This is a genomic window from Klebsiella sp. WP3-W18-ESBL-02, assembly GCF_014168815.1.
GTDB classification, from domain to species: domain Bacteria; phylum Pseudomonadota; class Gammaproteobacteria; order Enterobacterales; family Enterobacteriaceae; genus Kluyvera; species Kluyvera ascorbata_B.
In genome coordinates this window covers 5,062,951-5,079,659 of record NZ_AP021972.1, presented here as the reverse complement: position 1 = coordinate 5,079,659, position 16,709 = coordinate 5,062,951, and the positions used below count along the sequence as shown (strand labels likewise).

Genomic DNA, 16,709 nt, shown 5'->3' with positions numbered 1-16,709 from the left:
CCCGGTTTAACGCGGGAAATTACTCCCCTTCACCCGGGAACAGGAACGGGTTGATAGAACTACGGGCGAACCCTTCTTGTTCCATCCGCGCGTCCAGCACCAGTGAGGCGAGGTCGTCGGCTACGGCTTCCACTTTCGGGTCTTTTTCCTGATACAGAATCTTCAGGTAAGTCCCGCAGTCGCCGCAGCTTTCGGCTTTAATGGCCGCCTGCTCGTTATCCAGCGACCAATAGTGGAGGTCACGGCTCTGCTCGCAGTTGCTGCACTTCACGCGCACCACGTGCCACTCGGTTTCACACAGGTTGCAGTGCAGGTAGCGCAGCCCCTGGGTGGTGCCGATTTGCACCATGCTGGAAACCGGCATCGAACCGCATACCGGGCAGTACTGGCGTTGTTCGCCGTATTCCGCACGGGCTTTACCCGGAATGAGGCTGGCCATCTGCGCCCAGTACAGCGACAGCGCAGCCCAGATAAACGGCGCTTTATCGCTGCTGACGGAAGAGAAGTCAGAGGCAAACAGCGCGCTGGCCATTTGCTCCAGCTCCTGTTCGGAGGCTTTTTCCAGGTTCTCGATAACCGCCAGCGCCGGGCCGCTCATTTCCGGCTTCAGTTCGGCAATCATGGACTGCAGCAGCGTGTGCCAGTGCTTGTCGCGCGGCAGAACGTGAATATCCAGCGGCGGCTTGCCCTGGTCATTCGCTTCTTTGAGGCGCGCGGTGAGATCCATTTTCAGCGGGTGGTCGTACAGCACCACTTCCTGAGCGTGGGCAATCAGCGCGGCAAAGCGCAGGTAATCACCCAGCGGGTTGTTCTCTGCCAGCTCGCGCAGACGCTCTGCGCGGCGGTTGTAGAGGTTTTTGAGTCTGGGGAACAATAACGGCGGAATGACTTCCGCCGTACGTTTCTCGCTCGAACCCAGCTCATCTTGCGGGATTATGCGAATACTCATTCAGATGACTTTTCCTGTTTCTGGCGGACTTCACGGTACCAGCGCGGGTGATGTTTCTTCGCCCACGTTTTGGTAACCCATCCCTCCACCATCGCGGTAATGGTGCCTTTCACCCAAAGGGCGGCGTAGATATGCACCATGATAACCACAATTAACGCCACTGCGGCAAATGAATGCAGCATGAGCGCAAATCGGATCACCGGGATTGAGAAAGCAGGCGCAAAGTACGGACGCCAGATAATCACGCCGCTCACCAGCAGCAGCACCAGGAAGATAATCGCCGCCCAGAATACGCATTTCTGGCCGAAGTTATAACGCCCGGTGTCACCTACTTCCTCGTTGACGACGATCTTACGAATATTCTTCGCCCAAAAGATATCATCCCGATTGATTAGATTGTGGTGCCAATAGCGGAAAAACATGATGATAAACGACGCAAACATGATAACGCCGACAAACGGGTGCAGAATACGCGCCAGCTGTGGTGTGCCCATGATTTGCATTAACCAGTTGAAGGATGGGAAGAAAAATCCCAGCCCGCTTATCGCCGCCAGCATGAAGCAGAAGGCGGTGACCCAGTGGTTGATGCGTTCCGGCGCCGTATAGCGCACGATGGTGTCACGTCTTTTCATTTGCGCACCTCGTCGTCTTTTTCATGCAGATTGTCTTCTTCCTCTTCCGCACGGTTCGGACCGACCCCGACGTAGTGGAAGATGCTCGCGGCGAACGTAGCAGCAAAGCCGATAGCGGCCAGCGGTTTCCAGACGCCTTTCCAGAACTTCACGGTGGCGCTGATTTCCGGGTTTTCCGGCAGGCCGTGGTACAGGTTCGGCTTGTCGGCATGGTGCAGAACGTACATTACGTGTGTTCCGCCTACGCCCGCCGGATCGTACAGACCTGCGTTATCATAGCCACGGGTTTTCAGCTCGGCGACGCGCTCGCCCGCCAGCGTTTTCATATCCTCTTTGGAGCCAAAGTGGATAGCGCCGGTTGGGCACGTTTTCACGCAGGCCGGCTCTTGCCCGACGGTTACGCGATCGACGCATAGCGTACACTTGTAGACGCGGTTGTCTTCCGGGTTCAGTCGCGGCACGTTGAACGGACAGCCGGCGATGCAGTAGCCGCAGCCAATGCACTGTTCAGACTGGAAGTCGACGATGCCGTTGGCGTACTGAATGATTGCACCTTCCGACGGGCACGCCTTCAGGCAGCCCGGATCGGCACAGTGCATACAGCCGTCTTTGCGGATGAGCCATTCCAGTTTGTCGTTCTGTTCCACTTCCGAGAAACGCATCACCGTCCAGGATTTGGCGGTCAGATCGGCGGGGTTGTCGTACACCCCGACGTTGCTGCCGATTTCATCACGGATATCGTTCCACTCCGAACACGCCACCTGACAGGCCTTACAGCCGATACAGGTGGTGACGTCGATGAGCTTCGCCACCTCTTCCTGGTGATCCCGCGCCTGAGGCGCGGGGGTGAAACCGTTAGTGGCGGAACGACGGATAATGTCTTGCGATTGATAAGCCATAGGTCGTCTCCGTTACACCTTTTCCACGTTCACGAGGAAGGACTTAAATTCCGGCGTCTGCGTGTTCGCATCACCGACGAATGGCGTTAACGTGTTGGCAATAAAGCCTTTCTTCGCCACGCCTTCGTAGCCCCAGTGAATTGGAATACCGATGGTATCGATATCCTTGCCGTCTACTTTCAGCGTGCGGATACGCTTGGTCACCACCGCCTTGGCTTTAATATAGCCGCGGTTAGAGGAGACCTTCACGGTATCGCCATGGGCGATGCCGAGCTTATCTGCCAGCTTTTCACCGATTTCCACAAACTGCTCCGGCTGGGCGATGGCGTTAAGCAACGCATGCTTGGTCCAGTAGTGGAAGTGCTCGGTCAGACGATAAGTGGTGCCGACATACGGGAATTTCTCCGCTTTGCCCAACGCTTCCTTGTCGCCTTTAAAGATACGGGCGGCAGGGTTAGAAACCACGTTCGGGTGCAGTGGGTTAGTTCCCAGCGGTGTTTCAAACGGCTCGTAGTGTTCCGGGAACGGACCTTCGGCCATCTTATCGAGGGCGAACAGACGCCCCATCCCTTCCGGCTGCATGATGAACGGCCCGACGTTGCTGCCCGGCGCCGCGGTACTGTAGTCCGGAATGTCCACGCCGCCCCATTTCGCACCGTCCCATTTCAGGAGCTGGCGTTTTGGATCCCACGGGTTGCCCTGCGGGTCAGCGGAAGCACGGTTATAGAGAATACGGCGGTTAAGCGGCCAGGCCCAGGCCCAGCCCAGCGTGTTACCCAGGCCTGACGGGTCGGCGTTATCGCGACGCGCCATCTGGTTACCTTCCGGCGTCCAGCTACCGGCAAAGATCCAGCAGCCGCTAGCGGTCGTACCGTCATCGCGAAGCTGTGCGAACGAGCTCAGTTGCTGCCCTTTTTTGACGATAACCGCACCGGTCGCCGGGTCGATAATATCGGCCAGCGCTTTACCGTTGCTCTCCATCGCCACTTCCTCAGACGCAGGTTCTTCCGGCGTTGAGTAGTTCCAACTCATGTTGAGAACCTGCTCAGGAACCGGGCCGCCTTCTTCGGCGTACATCTTACGCAGGCGCAAGAAAATACCGGCCAGGATCTCACCGTCAGTCACCGCATCCCCCGGGGCATCGGCGCCTTTCCAGTGCCACTGCAGCCAGCGACCGGAGTTGACGATAGAACCGTTCTCCTCAGCGAAGCAGGTCGATGGCAAACGGAACACTTCCGTCTGAATTTTCGATGGATCGACATCGTTCGATTCACCGTGGTTCTGCCAGAAGGTTGATGTCTCGGTATTGAGCGGATCGATAGTCACCAGGAACTTCAGTTTCGACAGTGACGCGACGATCTTATTCTTGTTCGGGAATGAGGCGACCGGGTTAAAGCCCTGGCAGATATAGCCGTTGACCTTGCCCTGGTTCATCATCTCGAAGTACTGCAGCACGTCGTACCCTTTGTCCCACTTCGGCAGCCAGTCAAAGCCCCAGCTATTTTCCGCCGTTGCTTTATCACCGTAGAAGGTCTTCATCATTGAGACGAAGAATTTCGGGTAGTTGCCCCAGTAGTTCACCTGCCCGTCCAGCAGCGGTTTTGGCGTGTTGGCGGCGAGGTAGGTTTGCAGGTCGGCCTGTTTCTCGCTTGGCAGCGTCATATAGCCCGGCAGGCTTTGTGACAGCAGGCCCAGGTCAGTCAGGCCCTGAATGTTGGAGTGGCCGCGCAGGGCGTTCACGCCGCCGCCTGCCATCCCCATGTTGCCGAGCAGCAGCTGAATCATCGCCATGGTGCGAATGTTCTGCGCGCCGACGGAGTGCTGCGTCCAGCCCAATGCATACAGGAACGAGGCGGTTTTATCGTGAGCGCTGGTTTCTGCGATGTATTCACAGACTTTCAGGAAGTCCGCTTTCGGCGTACCGCAAATCTGCTCAACTACGTCAGGCGTATAGCGGGAAATATGCTGTTTCAGCAGGTTCCAGACGCAGCGCGGGTGGGTGAGGGTGGTATCGCGTTTGGCGTGACCGTTTTCGTCCAGCTCGTAGTTCCACGACGTTTTATCGTACTTACGGGCTTCCGGGTCATAGCCGCTGAACAGACCATCATCGAAGCTAAAATCTTCGCGCACGATAAGGCCGGCGTTGGTATAGGCCTCGGTGTATTCGCGGTTGAATTTTTCGTTATTCAGCAGGTACAGCATGACGCCTGACAGGAAAGTAATGTCAGTACCGGAGCGAATAGGGGCGTAGAAATCCGCCACTGATGCGGTTCGCGTAAAACGAGGATCGATCACAATCAGCTTCGCGCCGTTGTGAATTTTGGCTTCCATCGCCCAGCGGAACCCGACCGGGTGTGCTTCTGCGGCATTACCGCCCATCACCACGATGAGGTTGGCGTTCTTGATGTCGACCCAGTGGTTGGTCATCGCACCGCGACCAAATGTTGGAGCAAGACTTGCTACCGTTGGTCCGTGTCAGACACGCGCCTGGTTGTCGACCGCGAGCATACCCAGCGCGCGGGTGAATTTCTGCGTTAAAAAACCGGTTTCGTTACTGGATGCAGAGGCGCACAGCATACCGGTGGTCAGCCAACGGTTGACGGTGGTGCCGGCATCGTTTTTCTCAATAAAGTTGGCGTCACGGTCGGCTTTCATCAGCTTCGCGATGCGATCGAACGCGTCGTCCCAGCTGATTTTCTGCCATTTGTCGGAGCCTGGCGCGCGATATTCAGGATATTTTAAACGGCTTTCTGAATGGATAAAGTCCACCAGACCTGCGCCTTTCGGGCACAGCGCACCGCGGTTTACCGGGTGATCCGGATCCCCTTCGATGTGGAAAATTGAGGCCTTCGCGTTTTTTGCGCCGTCGCCGAGGCTATACATTAAAAGCCCACAGCCGACAGAGCAGTAAGTGCAGGTGTTACGGGTTTCACGGGTACGCAGCAATTTATACTGCCGTGTTTCCGCGAGTGCGATGCCTGGGGCAAAGCCCAGGGCTGCTGCCGTGGTTCCTGCCATACCGCCAGCGCAGATCTTAAAGAACTGCCTTCTGCTGACCTGCATGGTTAGCTCCTTGTTTCGACATTGTCATTGCTTGTAGTTGTTCTTCGCCAACGAGTGGCAAAGATGCTGAATAATGCGATGCCCTCAGTTCCTGGAGGGCTTTAAATCAGAATACCACAATATCGGTAGGCTTGTTCCAATGCGGTTAATGACAGGTGAATGGATTTTGCTGGCATTAACAATGAACCGTGATGTTGATCACGATTTCATCTAAATATAAACGGATTTTTTCGCGGCGCTAACGGCGATAACTACAAGGGGTTAGTTCTGGTTTTGTCCGGCAATTTGTAGCAATATGCGGCGAAATAATATGAGGCTGAGCGTTTTTGCAGCACAAAGTTGATCCATAATAAGCCTCAATTCCCTCATGTTGTGATGGAATAGACGTCCCTTATTTTTCGCCGTTCAGAGTATTTGCCGTGTTTAATGTTAATGAAGAAGTCGACACCTCGTTGCAGCTGGTTGGCGCAGCCGAGCGTACCGTCTTCAGAAGGCCACAGATTATGCAACCCACCATGGATATTCTTGCTGAAGAAGTTCCCGTTGCGCTGGTCTACAACGGCATTTCACACGTGGTCATGATGGCGACGCCAAAAGATCTGGAAGCATTCGCCATTGGCTTTTCGCTGTCGGAAGGCATCATTGAACATCCGCGTGAAATCTTCGGTATGGATGTCGTGCCCGCTTGTAACGGTATGGAGGTTCGCATCGAGCTCTCCAGCCGTCGCTTTATGGGGCTAAAAGAGCGCCGCCGCGCGTTGGCCGGGCGCACAGGCTGCGGCGTGTGCGGCGTCGAACAGCTCAACGATATCGGCAAACCTATCAAGCCGCTGCCGTTTAGTCAGACTTTCGATCTGGCCCATCTCGATTGGGCGCTAAGGCACTTAAATGACGTTCAGCCGGTAGGCCGTGAAACGGGCTGTACTCACGCGGCTGCGTGGGTGATGCCGTCCGGTGAGCTGGTGGGCGGCCATGAAGATGTTGGCCGCCACGTTGCGCTGGATAAACTGCTGGGCCATCGGGCAAAAGAAGGGGCGCTTTGGCAGAAGGGGGCGGCGCTCGTTTCCAGTCGCGCCAGCTATGAAATGGTGCAGAAATCCGCCATGTGCGGCGTTGAAATTCTGTTTGCCGTTTCTGCCGCCACCACGCTGGCGGTCGAAGTGGCCGAGCGCTGCAACCTGACATTGGTAGGGTTCTGTAAGCCGGGAAGGGCAACGATTTATACCCATCCGCAGCGTTTAATTGGTGGTTAAATATTAATCAGTATTTTTGAGTGAGAACAACAAATCCTTCCGCTTTTTGTTGATCAAGATGTGACCTATTATTTATCACATCAAGGCACAACGCCTTATCCAAACAACTAAGTGAAAGGGTTTATATCATGAAAAGCATCAAAACTTTTGTCGCAGTTATGGCTCTTGCCGCTTCCTTTGGTACTTTTGCTGCTCAGACCGTTACCGCAACCGCCTCCACCATCGACGGTGCTGAAGCAAAAATTGCGGCTCAGGCTGAACAGGCAGGTGCAAGCTCATACAAAATTACCCAGGCATACACCGGTAATCGCGTGCATATGACGGCAGAACTGACCAAATAAGCGATACGCCACAGTCGAAAGAGCGCCCTCGGGGCGCTTTTTTTGTTTCTGACGGGGCGTTATGCAAATGACCCGGGCGCTTTTGGCCTGCGGTTGAAAATGATTAAGCCCAGCTTGTGCCACCGACAGTCGCTTGCCGTCCGTCGACAAGGGGGGTTGGAAGTGAAGATGTTAACTAATAGTTCGATGTGTGAAAATAAATCAATTAATTTGAATGAGAACAGCAAATCATTCCGCTTTTTGTTGATCAAGATGTGACCTATTATTTATCACATCAAGGCACAACGCCTTATCCAAACAACTAAGTGAAAGGGTTTATATCATGAAAAGCATCAAAACTTTTGTCGCAGTTATGGCTCTTGCCGCTTCCTTCGGTACTTTTGCTGCCCAGACCGTTACCGCAACCGCTTCCACCATCGACGGTGCTGAAGCAAAAATTGCGGCTCAGGCTGAACAGGCAGGTGCAAGCTCATACAAAATTACCCAAGCATACACCGGTAATCGCGTGCACATGACGGCAGAACTGACCAAATAAGCGATATGCCACAGTCGAAAGAGCGCCCCCGGGGCGCTTTTTTCTTTTTTAGCGTCATGCAGGCGCTTGTCTCCTCCTCCTTTGCGTAAAAAAAAGCGATATTTATCACATTTCCTTTATCGCATATTTCCCCTTCAGGTTTGCTAAATCATTGCGCAAATAATGGTTATTATCTGAAAAAACAACTCATTGATAATTAAAGATTTAAAATAATAACTGTTAAAAAGATCTCACTTTTAAAATGAGATTTTAATCACAAAAATAATCTCCATTGAGCGCACGTCAATGTTTGAGTAGGTCTAAATTATCCTTATTTTGTGATCTTCATTGCAAATAAGAACCTTGAAGTCAGGGAAAAATGTTTTCACGGGAAAGCGTGAGGGCAGAAGATGAAAATTGGTATTGTCATTAGCGGTGGAGATGTCTCTGGTATTAATAATTTTATTTTCCAGATTGCCAGGCTCGCCAATGCGCAGATCACGCTATTTAATGGCGGGATACCCGGTCTGCTAGAAAAAAATCATCATGAGATTGCCTTGCGCGACCTGATTGATTTCTCTATCGCGTCCATTCCAATTATTGCTTCTGGGCGAACCAGTCGTAAGCTTCAGCGTAGTGAATATGAGGTTATTGCCAGAAAAATAAAATCATTACGTCTTGATGTGCTGATCATGGCTGGAGGCGATGGAAGTTTGCAATTTCTCAATACGCTAAGCGAGTTTGATATTAACTGCTTTGGCGTTGGCATGACTATCGATAATGATGTTTACGGTAGTGACTATACGATCGGCTTCTCCACTGCCTGTGAGCAGATTATTAAGGAGGTTTCACGACTGCGAAACACCGGAAGAGCACTTCCTGGCCGAGTATTTATGGTCGAAATATTAGGGGGCTACTGTGGTGAATTAACCTTACAGTCTGCAATTAAAAGTAATGCTGATATCGCTCTAATTCCGGAGTCACAAATACCACTGGATGTGCTCGCCGAGCGCGTGAAGCAAAAGCTGGTAGAGCAGAATAGCGTCATTATTTTATGCTCCGAAGGCTACACGCGGGAGTACTCCCCCGGATTTCAGGGCGCCATTGATACGATGATCAAGCAGCTTGAACCACGTATTGGCGTACGCGTTCGTAAGACGATTGTCGGCTACGGCTTGCGTAACGGCGATCCTACCTGTGAAGAAATTTATCAGGGTACGATTATGGCCAGCGAGGTGGTACGTTGCATTCAATCAGGGATGAAAAATAAAGCCATTATTATTAACTCCAGCAATAAACCTATTCCGATCGATCTTCTTAGTATGAAAAAACGTCTGGTTGATACCGAAGGACACTATTACAAACTTGCCAAACAACTCAATATTATTTGAGGAGACCCTACATGCTTAAAATTCTTTGCGTATGTGGCTGCGGCCTCGGTTCAAGCTTTGCTATTGAAATGACGGCGAAAGCTGTCTTAAAAAAACTGGAAATTCCTGCACATATTGAACATACCACTGTTTCTGAGGCTGGTGCATTTAAGTCTGACATGATCCTGACCCAGAAAACGTTTGCTGATATTTTAACGGCTGACGCCAGTGAGGAAGAGATCAAACGAGTCGTAATATTAAATAAATTGACTGACAAAGATGAGGTTGAGAGAAAGATTGTTGCTTTTTTAAATGAGCGTAATTTACAGGTAGCCGATTATGAATAGTTTCGTTGAGTTTATCGTTAAAGATTTGCTCGGCCAGGCTTCGATACTGATCGCCTTTATTGCAATGCTGGGTCTGATCTTACAGAAAAAATCGCCGGGCAAGACGGCGGAAGGGACGTTTAAAACGCTGTTAGGTTTTTTAATTATGATGGCGGGAATAAACATTATTGTCGCCACGTTAACGTTCCTGAATGATATTTTCACCCAGGGTTTTGGCATGAAAGGCTATATCACCGATGTTGCCGCCATTGCCGGTCTGGCGAATCGTGAGCTTGGGTCCGAAGTCGCATTGACGTTAATGGTTATTTTTGCCGTTAACATCATTATTGCGCGCCTGACGCCGCTGAAATATATCTTCCTGACCGGCCAGGCCCTGCTGTGGATGGCGACCATCGGCGCGGTGATTGGCTATAAGGCCGGCCTGACGGGGCTACCGTTGATTCTGACCGGCGGCATTTTTGGCGGCGTGATGGCGGTATTAATGCCAGCGCTGGCACAGCCGGTAGTCAGGCGTATTACCGGCTCAGACGACGTGGCGCTGGGGCATTTCTGTACTATCGGCTATCTGGTCCAGGCCGCGGTGGCGAAGGTCGTTGGGAAAGGCTCGCGTTCTACCGAAGACCTTGAGCTGCCTGATAACTTCAAATTTTTACAGGATACTTACCTCGCCATGGCGGTGGTCATGGTACCGATGTACCTCATCCCTGCGCTGGCGGCGGGTCCTGACTATATCGCTCAGTTTTCCAACGGCATTAACTATCTGATGTATGCCTTTATGCAGTCCATTCAGTTTGTTGCTGGGGTCTTTGTTCTCTACAGCGGCGTGCGCTTACTTCTCAATGAGCTGGTGCCTGCGTTTCGCGGCATTGCGATGCGTATCGTCCCGGATGCCAAGCCTGCACTTGATTGTCCGGTGCTGTTTCCTTATGCGCCTAATGCGGTGATTGTTGGCTTCCTGGCGACGACGGTTGGCTCCATCATCGGCATGCTGGTCTTCCCGATGTTTGGCCTGGCGATGATTTTACCCGGCCTGCTGACCAACTTTTTCGCCGGAGGAACGGCGGGAGTGTTTGGTAATGCGCTGGGGGGACGCCGTGGTGCCATGATTGGCGGCGTTGTACACGGCCTGTTTATCACCTTCCTGCCCGCCATTCTGGTACCGATGCTGGAGAGTTATGGTTTCACCGGCGTGACCTTCAGCGATTCTGATGTGATCAGTTCAGGGCTGGTGCTAGGCCATGCTTTCCAGAATAACTGGTTGTTTGTTGCACTGTTTATTGTCTTCGTCGCCGCACTGGCATGGTTCGTAAACGGCAAATCAGCTAAGCCGAAAGGGGAAAATGTTCATGAGTCTGTATAACTTCAACGATATCCTGAAAATTGCGCAGGAACGAAATTTCAAAGCAATTGGCTCTTTTAACCTGCATTGCATTGAAATGCTGCCGGCCTTCTTCAAGGCGGCCCAAAAGAGTCATAGCCCGTTAATGATTCAAATATCAACCGGTACCGCAGAATATCTTGGCTACCGCTTATTGGTTGATGCCGTTGTTTCGCTGGCGGAAAGTGAAAACGTGCCTACCTGCCTGCATCTGGATCACTGTTCGGATATCAGCGCGATTGAAACCGCCATGGATGCGGGGTTTTCTTCGGTTATGTACGACGGTTCGCACCTTGATCTTGAAGAAAATATTGGCAATACGCGGATAGTCGTGGAGATGGCGCGACCGCGAAATATCACCGTCGAGGGTGAACTGGGCGCAATAGGCGGCTCTGAAGACGGCAAAGCCGTTGCGGCGGAGGATATCTGCTTTACCACGGTGGAAGATGCTAAACGCTTTGCCGAGGAAACCCGCGTCGATATGCTGGCGGTATCCGTCGGCACTGTGCACGGTCTCTATACGGGCAAAGCTGAGATTCAACATCAGCGCCTGAAAGAAATAAGCGCAGCCACCGGCGTGCCCCTGGTGTTGCACGGCGGTACGGGGGTGAGTGATGAAGATATGCGGCTCGCCGTCACTGAAGGGATCAATAAAGTAAACGTAGGAACGGAAATGAACGTTCAATGGGTTGATCAATGTAAGAACACGTTCGAAAAAGGCAAGGTTAACGATAGCGTGAGGAAGTTTTTAATCCCGGCAAATAATGCCGTTACACAGGTATTGATGGAAAAAATCGCTTTATTTAAATAACGCCTTATTCTTTGGTTAACTATTCTTATTGCCCTGTAGTTCGTCAGGGGGGAGCTCGCTATGTTTGAATCTTTGAAAACGTTGTGGAAAAAAGAAAATAGCCCGCCGCAGGATTATGATGAACAGTCTCACCAGCTGGCAGCAGAAATAAACCGGCTGGAGGATGAACTACAGGGCCACCCTGATAATGGCGAAATACAAAAAGCACTTATGTTAGTTTATAACCGGGCGCTACCGATATATGCGAAAAGTCAATCACACCGTAATCAGATAGATTCACTTTTTATTCGCATCGATAATTTACGGAATATTATTCGTCGGAATATTTAGGGAGTGGCTATGACGATCAAAGAACTCTTAATTGAGGCGGATGCCATACAGGTTGGCGTGACGGAGTCGGACTGGCAGCAGGTCATCCGCCTGGCCGCTGGCCCGCTGGAGACAAAAGGCTATATTTCGGCTGATTATGGCCAGGCCGTTATTGATAATACTCTTAGCCATGGTGCGTATTATGTGTTTGAGGAAGGCGTAGCCATTCCCCATGCCCGCCCGGAATGCGGAGTGAAGCGTAACTGTTTTAGCCTGGTCGTACTGGAAAAACCCATTCGTTTCGCTGACAGCGACGCTGCCGACATTGTGATTATGTTTGGTGCTCAGGACAGTAATGCGCATATTGAAGAGGGGATTCGGGCAATTGTGGCGCTGCTGGATAACGACGAGCGAATGGCGAGACTGCGTTCGTCACATTCGAAAGAAGAGGTGATTGCGCTGTTATGAAAAGAGCTCTTATACCCCATGCTAAAACGGTGATTCTGGTTAATGGCGTTCCCGCTTCGGGGAAAAGCACGCTGACTCGCCAGCTCTCAGAAACGTTTGGGTTGCCGCTGCTGACTATCGACGGTATCAAAGAACCCTTTATGGCACGCTTTACCGATATCGATCGGCCTTTTAATCGCCAGTTGGGTTGTGCGGCTTATGAAGCGATGTGGTCGATAGTCGGGCAATCTCCCGCCAGCTGCATCTGGTTGATGGATGCCTGGTTTGGTTTTCAGCCAAGGGAGGTTTTGCAGCATCTGACGCAGCAGGCCGGGGTAGAAAAGATATTAGAAATCTGGAACGCGATCTCTCCTGAGCAGGTGGTTTCGCGCTATGCGCAGCGGCTACAGCAACGTCTTTCTGGCCACCCTGGCGAAGAGTATCTACCGGAACTGGCGCAACTGGCTGCGCGCGCTGAGCCCATGAGGCTGGGGGCGGTATTGACCGTCGATCAGCAAAAGCCGCTGGATATTGAAGAAGTTAACCAATGGATCGAACGTGAGGCGTGTAAAATTTAATCAATTAATTTGAATGATATCAGCAAATCCTTCCGCTATTAGTTGGGCAAGATGTGGCCTACTATTATCACATCAAGGCACAACGCCTTATCCAAACAACTAAGTGAAAGGGTTTATATCATGAAAAGCATCAAAACTTTTGTCGCAGTTATGGCTCTTGCCGCTTCCTTCGGTACTTTTGCTGCCCAGACCGTTACCGCGACCGCCTCCACCATCGACGGTGCTGAAGCAAAAATTGCGGCTCAGGCTGAACAGGCAGGTGCAAGCTCATACAAAATTACCCAGGCATACACCGGTAATCGCGTGCACATGACGGCAGAACTGACCAAATAAGCGATTTGCCACAGTCGAAAGAGCGCCCTCGGGGCGCTTTTTTAGTTTATACCTGCCAGACGTAGCAGCGCGGTGGCCGCGGCTGCGGCAATAATCACTACGATCAACGGTGCTTTACGCCAGGCCAGAAATACCGCAAGCCCAACCCCTAAAACCCGCGCCATGCCGGCGAAATGCTCACCTTCATAGAAGGTGGTGGCCAGCGCGACCGAGAAAAGCAGCACCGTCGCAGCATCAGAAAGCAGCGCCTGCGAGCGTTCGGAAAAGGCCAGGCGGCTGCCCAGCTTTGCGCCTCCCAGGCGCATCAAATAGGTGCCAATGGAAAGCACGGCGATACCGGTGATAAACAGTGTCATATTGCCCATTATTTCTTCCTCGCCAGCAGACCGAATAGTGAAAGCAGCACCGGGAGCCCCACCGGGGCGAAAGGAACGCAGGCGAGCGAGATAACCGCGCCGCTGCAGGCGCGAATCAACGTGGTGCGATTCTTAAACGCGGAAATAACCAGTGCCAGCAAAATGGCCGGGAACACGGCATCAAGGCCGATTGTTTCCGGGGCGGGCAGCAGTTTGCCTACTGCGGCGCCGAAAAGTGCACCCAGCGGCCAGAATAGCGCAACGCCCATTCCACATAGCCAGAAAGCCGCTTTTCGCTGTTCGGGCGTGGGCTGAGACAGCCCAAACACCACGCTTTCATCGTTCATAATATGGCATCCGATAAAACCGGCGGCGCGGCGGCCAACCAGATCGCGCACGGTGACGCCAAATGGAATATGCCGGGCGTTGACCAACAGCCCTGCTGCGGCCGCGGCCAGCGGGTTACCGCCGCTGGCCACAATACCGATGAACATAAATTCAGAGGCGCCCGCAAGTACGGAAACGGAGAGCAGCAGTGGAACCCACAGCGGAAAACCGTATGCCATCGCGAGCGAGCCGTAAGATACGCCCACGACGCCGACCGCCAGACAGACCAGAAAAATGGCTTTCACCGTGCTGCTTTTCAGGCAGGAGAACATTTTTACAGACATGTAAATTTACCATATCGAACGATATATCCATTATAATGAACGAATCAAGGTGGTAGTTCAAGGCGAACGTTACGTTCGATATATAAAACGATGGAGTTGTGTATGACACAGCCAATCAGCGTGATTGCAAAAAGCCTGGTGCGCGAGCGGGCCAGAACCGGCCTGTCGTTGGCCGAAATCGCCCGCCGTGCCGGTATTGCCAAATCTACGCTTTCGCAGCTTGAAGCAGGCAACGGTAACCCAAGTCTGGAGACCCTATGGGCGCTTTGCGTCGCGCTGGATATTCCGTTTGCGCGGCTGCTGGAGCCGCAGCCGAATAAAACGCAGGTTATTCGGCGGGGTGAGGGTACCAAAGTGATTGCCGAGCAGGCTAACTATCAGGCGACGCTGCTGGCGACCTGCCCGCCGGGCGCACGGCGTGATATTTACCTGCTGACTACGCAGCCGGGTGCCGATCGCGTCTCTCATCCTCATCCTCCGGGCTCAATTGAGCATATTATCGTAACGCAGGGAAGGGCGCTGGTGGGGTTAACCTCCGGGCCGGAGGAGCTGAATGCGGGGGACTACATTTGCTATCCCGCAGATGAAGAGCACCTGTTTAAGGCGCTGGAGCCCGATACGATGGCTATTCTGGTCGCTGAGCAGAACTGATGTCGTCTCTATGCAGTAATACATGTTACTGCATAGATATTAAATAAATACATTGTGAAAATAATGCATTGTTTTTATTTTTAAATTTAATAAATAATTTTCTATTATATTTCTTTCCGTCTTGTTTATTTTCTTCATTTTCAGTGTTATCTCGCTCACGATCTTTTAATGCCCGTTATTTACGGACTAAACTTTATTAGCTAGTGTTCTCGTGCTTGTCATGGAATGTGTTTTATTTGCGAAGCATTTCCTTTGGTAATTAAATTATAAAAAACATTCATCGCGGTAATACAAGTGCGCACGAAATCTCTTCTGGGGTTTTGGAGTGAGTCTTTATTTCAAGGAAAGTAAATAATGAAGAAATCAACATTAGCAATTGCTATTGGATTATTATTAGTGGCCAATACCGGTTTTGCTAAAACAACGAAAGTGACGTTGGAACAGCGGCTGGAGCAGTTAGAATCTCGCCTGGAAGCGGCGGAGAGCCGCGCTGACCAGGCCGAGCAGAAAGTGCAGGATATGCAGGTTCAGCAGGCGGCTGAAATCAAAGAAATTAAGGACGCTCAAGGCAATACGCCGGTTAATGGTCAAACGTCAGCTGATGAAACCAAGAAAAATGCCGCAATGCCTAACCTTCAGTTAACGGGTTATGGCGATCTGAAAATCTATGGCGACGTGGAATTTAACATGGACGGTGAAAGCCGCCGCGGCACGCTCACCAAGCTGAATGAAGATAAATCCATCGGAACGTGGGATATGGACGGTCGTATCCTGATTGGCTTCGACGGTAAGCGTAAGATGGATAACGGCCAGTTCGCGGGCTTCTCTATCCAGCCGCTGGCGGATATGTACGGCAGCATGAATCTTGATGATGCGCGCTTTAACTTCGGTCAGGAAAATGACTGGAAAATTGAAATCGGTCGCTTCGAAGCCGCCGATATGTTCCCGCTTAATCAGGATACCTTCGTTGAGCACTCCGGGAACACCGCCAACGACCTGTACACCGATGGCCAGGGTTACATCTATATGATGAAAGAAGGCCGCGGTCGTTCCGATGCGGGCGGTAACTTCCTGATGAGTAAGCAGGTTGACGACTGGTACTTCGAACTGAACTCGTTGATTGAAGACGGCACCACTCTGTTTTCCGATGGTGACAACGTAAAAGTCGATGGCCGTACCTACCACGGTCGTAAGATGGAACAGGAGAAAAACGTTGTTTATCTGCGTCCGGTAGTGAACTGGAAGCCGACGTCTGAACTTTCCTTCTCTGCGGCGATGGAAGCAAACGTTGTGAACAACGCCTACGGCTATACCAACAGTAAGGGTGAGTTTGTCGATCAGTCCGACCGTACCGGCTATGGTTTAACCATGACCTGGGATAATACCAAAGGCGATCCGGATAACGGCGTTATCTTTAACCTGAACACCGCTTACTTAGACGCGAACAACGAAGATGACTTTACTGCCGCCACCAACATCTGGTGGAAAAACTTCGAAGTGGGTTATATCTACGCACATAACAAGATTAGCGATTTTGCAGGCGTAGTTTGTGAGAATAGCTGCATTATTCAGGAGGAAGGCACTTACGATATTCATACCGTGCATGCCTCCTACTGGATTAAAAACGTCATGAATATGCAGAACTTCAACATTTACCTGGGGACCTATTACTCTAAAATTCAGAGTGACCAGGAAATCTCCACCGACGACGATCGCTACGGCGCGCGCGTTCGCTTCAAATACTACTTCTAAAAAACAAAGGCCTCTGCTTGCAGAGGCCTACCGAAGAAAAAGGCCTCTGCAAGCA

Annotated in this window: 19 protein-coding genes; 13 read left to right on the top strand and 6 right to left on the bottom strand. The window is 51.7% G+C overall.

All coding sequences use genetic code 11. The annotated features are described in order from the left end of the window. Positions 1-19: 19 nt before the first annotated feature. The 4 genes from fdhE to fdnG are packed head-to-tail and all read right to left on the bottom strand — an operon-like array spanning position 20 to position 5,543. Entirely contained in the window at positions 20-949 is a 930-nt protein-coding gene (fdhE, locus tag H7R56_RS24385) for a formate dehydrogenase accessory protein FdhE (RefSeq protein ID WP_106929284.1), read from the bottom strand. After that, positions 946-1,581: a formate dehydrogenase cytochrome b556 subunit gene (fdoI, locus tag H7R56_RS24380; RefSeq protein ID WP_006179126.1), complete on the bottom strand. Its 636-nt coding sequence runs from the start codon at positions 1,579-1,581 to the stop codon at positions 946-948. Before fdoI ends, fdhE begins: the two co-directional genes overlap by 4 nt. Beyond that, complete coding sequence (fdxH, locus tag H7R56_RS24375) at positions 1,578-2,480, bottom strand: formate dehydrogenase subunit beta (protein WP_106929286.1); 903 nt, start codon at positions 2,478-2,480, stop codon at positions 1,578-1,580. Before fdxH ends, fdoI begins: the two co-directional genes overlap by 4 nt. A gap of 12 nt (positions 2,481-2,492) precedes the next feature. Beyond that, complete coding sequence (gene fdnG / locus H7R56_RS24370) at positions 2,493-5,543, bottom strand: formate dehydrogenase-N subunit alpha (RefSeq protein WP_106929288.1); 3,051 nt, start codon at positions 5,541-5,543, stop codon at positions 2,493-2,495. Between the two features lie 458 nt (positions 5,544-6,001). Between fdnG and fdhD the strand changes: the two genes are divergently transcribed. The 11 genes from fdhD (at position 6,002) to H7R56_RS24315 (ending at position 13,224) form a co-directional block, all read left to right on the top strand. After that, a complete protein-coding gene (gene fdhD, locus H7R56_RS24365; RefSeq protein WP_374956754.1) occupies positions 6,002-6,796 on the top strand; it encodes a formate dehydrogenase accessory sulfurtransferase FdhD in 795 nt (264 codons plus the stop codon). 128 nt (positions 6,797-6,924) lie between these two features. After that, positions 6,925-7,137 carry a YdgH/BhsA/McbA family protein gene (locus H7R56_RS24360; RefSeq protein WP_106929291.1) on the top strand — a complete coding sequence of 71 codons (213 nt, stop codon included), beginning with the start codon at positions 6,925-6,927 and terminating at the stop codon, positions 7,135-7,137. A gap of 322 nt (positions 7,138-7,459) precedes the next feature. Continuing rightward, positions 7,460-7,672 (top strand): YdgH/BhsA/McbA family protein, encoded by a 213-nt coding sequence (locus H7R56_RS24355; RefSeq protein WP_106929291.1) that lies wholly within the window; start codon positions 7,460-7,462, stop codon positions 7,670-7,672. Between the two features lie 389 nt (positions 7,673-8,061). Then, complete coding sequence (locus H7R56_RS24350) at positions 8,062-9,042, top strand: 6-phosphofructokinase (protein WP_106929292.1); 981 nt, start codon at positions 8,062-8,064, stop codon at positions 9,040-9,042. Positions 9,043-9,053: 11 nt separating this feature from the next. Then, positions 9,054-9,368 carry a PTS sugar transporter subunit IIB gene (locus H7R56_RS24345; protein WP_106929294.1) on the top strand — a complete coding sequence of 105 codons (315 nt, stop codon included), beginning with the start codon at positions 9,054-9,056 and terminating at the stop codon, positions 9,366-9,368. Further along, positions 9,361-10,728, top strand: coding sequence for a PTS sugar transporter subunit IIC (locus H7R56_RS24340; RefSeq protein WP_106929296.1), 1,368 nt, complete (start codon positions 9,361-9,363; stop codon positions 10,726-10,728). The genes H7R56_RS24345 and H7R56_RS24340 overlap by 8 nt, the downstream gene beginning before the upstream one ends. Continuing rightward, positions 10,715-11,557, top strand: a complete 843-nt coding sequence (locus H7R56_RS24335) for a class II fructose-bisphosphate aldolase (RefSeq protein ID WP_106929298.1) — start codon at positions 10,715-10,717, stop codon at positions 11,555-11,557. Before H7R56_RS24340 ends, H7R56_RS24335 begins: the two co-directional genes overlap by 14 nt. 60 nt (positions 11,558-11,617) lie before the next feature. Beyond that, positions 11,618-11,887, top strand: a complete 270-nt coding sequence (locus H7R56_RS24330) for a hypothetical protein (RefSeq protein ID WP_106929300.1) — start codon at positions 11,618-11,620, stop codon at positions 11,885-11,887. A gap of 9 nt (positions 11,888-11,896) precedes the next feature. Next, entirely contained in the window at positions 11,897-12,334 is a 438-nt protein-coding gene (locus H7R56_RS24325) for a PTS sugar transporter subunit IIA (protein WP_106929302.1), read from the top strand. Beyond that, complete coding sequence (locus tag H7R56_RS24320; protein ID WP_106929304.1) at positions 12,331-12,891, top strand: P-loop nucleotide/nucleoside kinase family protein; 561 nt, start codon at positions 12,331-12,333, stop codon at positions 12,889-12,891. Before H7R56_RS24325 ends, H7R56_RS24320 begins: the two co-directional genes overlap by 4 nt. Positions 12,892-13,011: 120 nt before the next feature. Beyond that, a complete protein-coding gene (locus H7R56_RS24315) occupies positions 13,012-13,224 on the top strand; it encodes a YdgH/BhsA/McbA family protein (protein ID WP_106929291.1) in 213 nt (70 codons plus the stop codon). Positions 13,225-13,265: 41 nt separating this feature from the next. Here H7R56_RS24315 and H7R56_RS24310 read toward each other — a convergent pair whose 3' ends face one another. Continuing rightward, positions 13,266-13,589 carry an AzlD domain-containing protein gene (locus H7R56_RS24310; protein ID WP_106929306.1) on the bottom strand — a complete coding sequence of 108 codons (324 nt, stop codon included), beginning with the start codon at positions 13,587-13,589 and terminating at the stop codon, positions 13,266-13,268. After that, entirely contained in the window at positions 13,589-14,239 is a 651-nt protein-coding gene (locus H7R56_RS24305; RefSeq protein ID WP_374956755.1) for an AzlC family ABC transporter permease, read from the bottom strand. The genes H7R56_RS24310 and H7R56_RS24305 overlap by 1 nt, the downstream gene beginning before the upstream one ends. 114 nt (positions 14,240-14,353) lie before the next feature. On the opposite strand from H7R56_RS24305, the gene H7R56_RS24300 reads away from it, so the two are divergent. After that, a complete protein-coding gene (locus H7R56_RS24300; protein WP_106929309.1) occupies positions 14,354-14,902 on the top strand; it encodes a helix-turn-helix domain-containing protein in 549 nt (182 codons plus the stop codon). 354 nt (positions 14,903-15,256) lie between these two features. Beyond that, entirely contained in the window at positions 15,257-16,654 is a 1,398-nt protein-coding gene (locus H7R56_RS24295) for a carbohydrate porin (RefSeq protein WP_106929311.1), read from the top strand. The last annotated feature ends 55 nt before the right edge of the window (positions 16,655-16,709 follow it).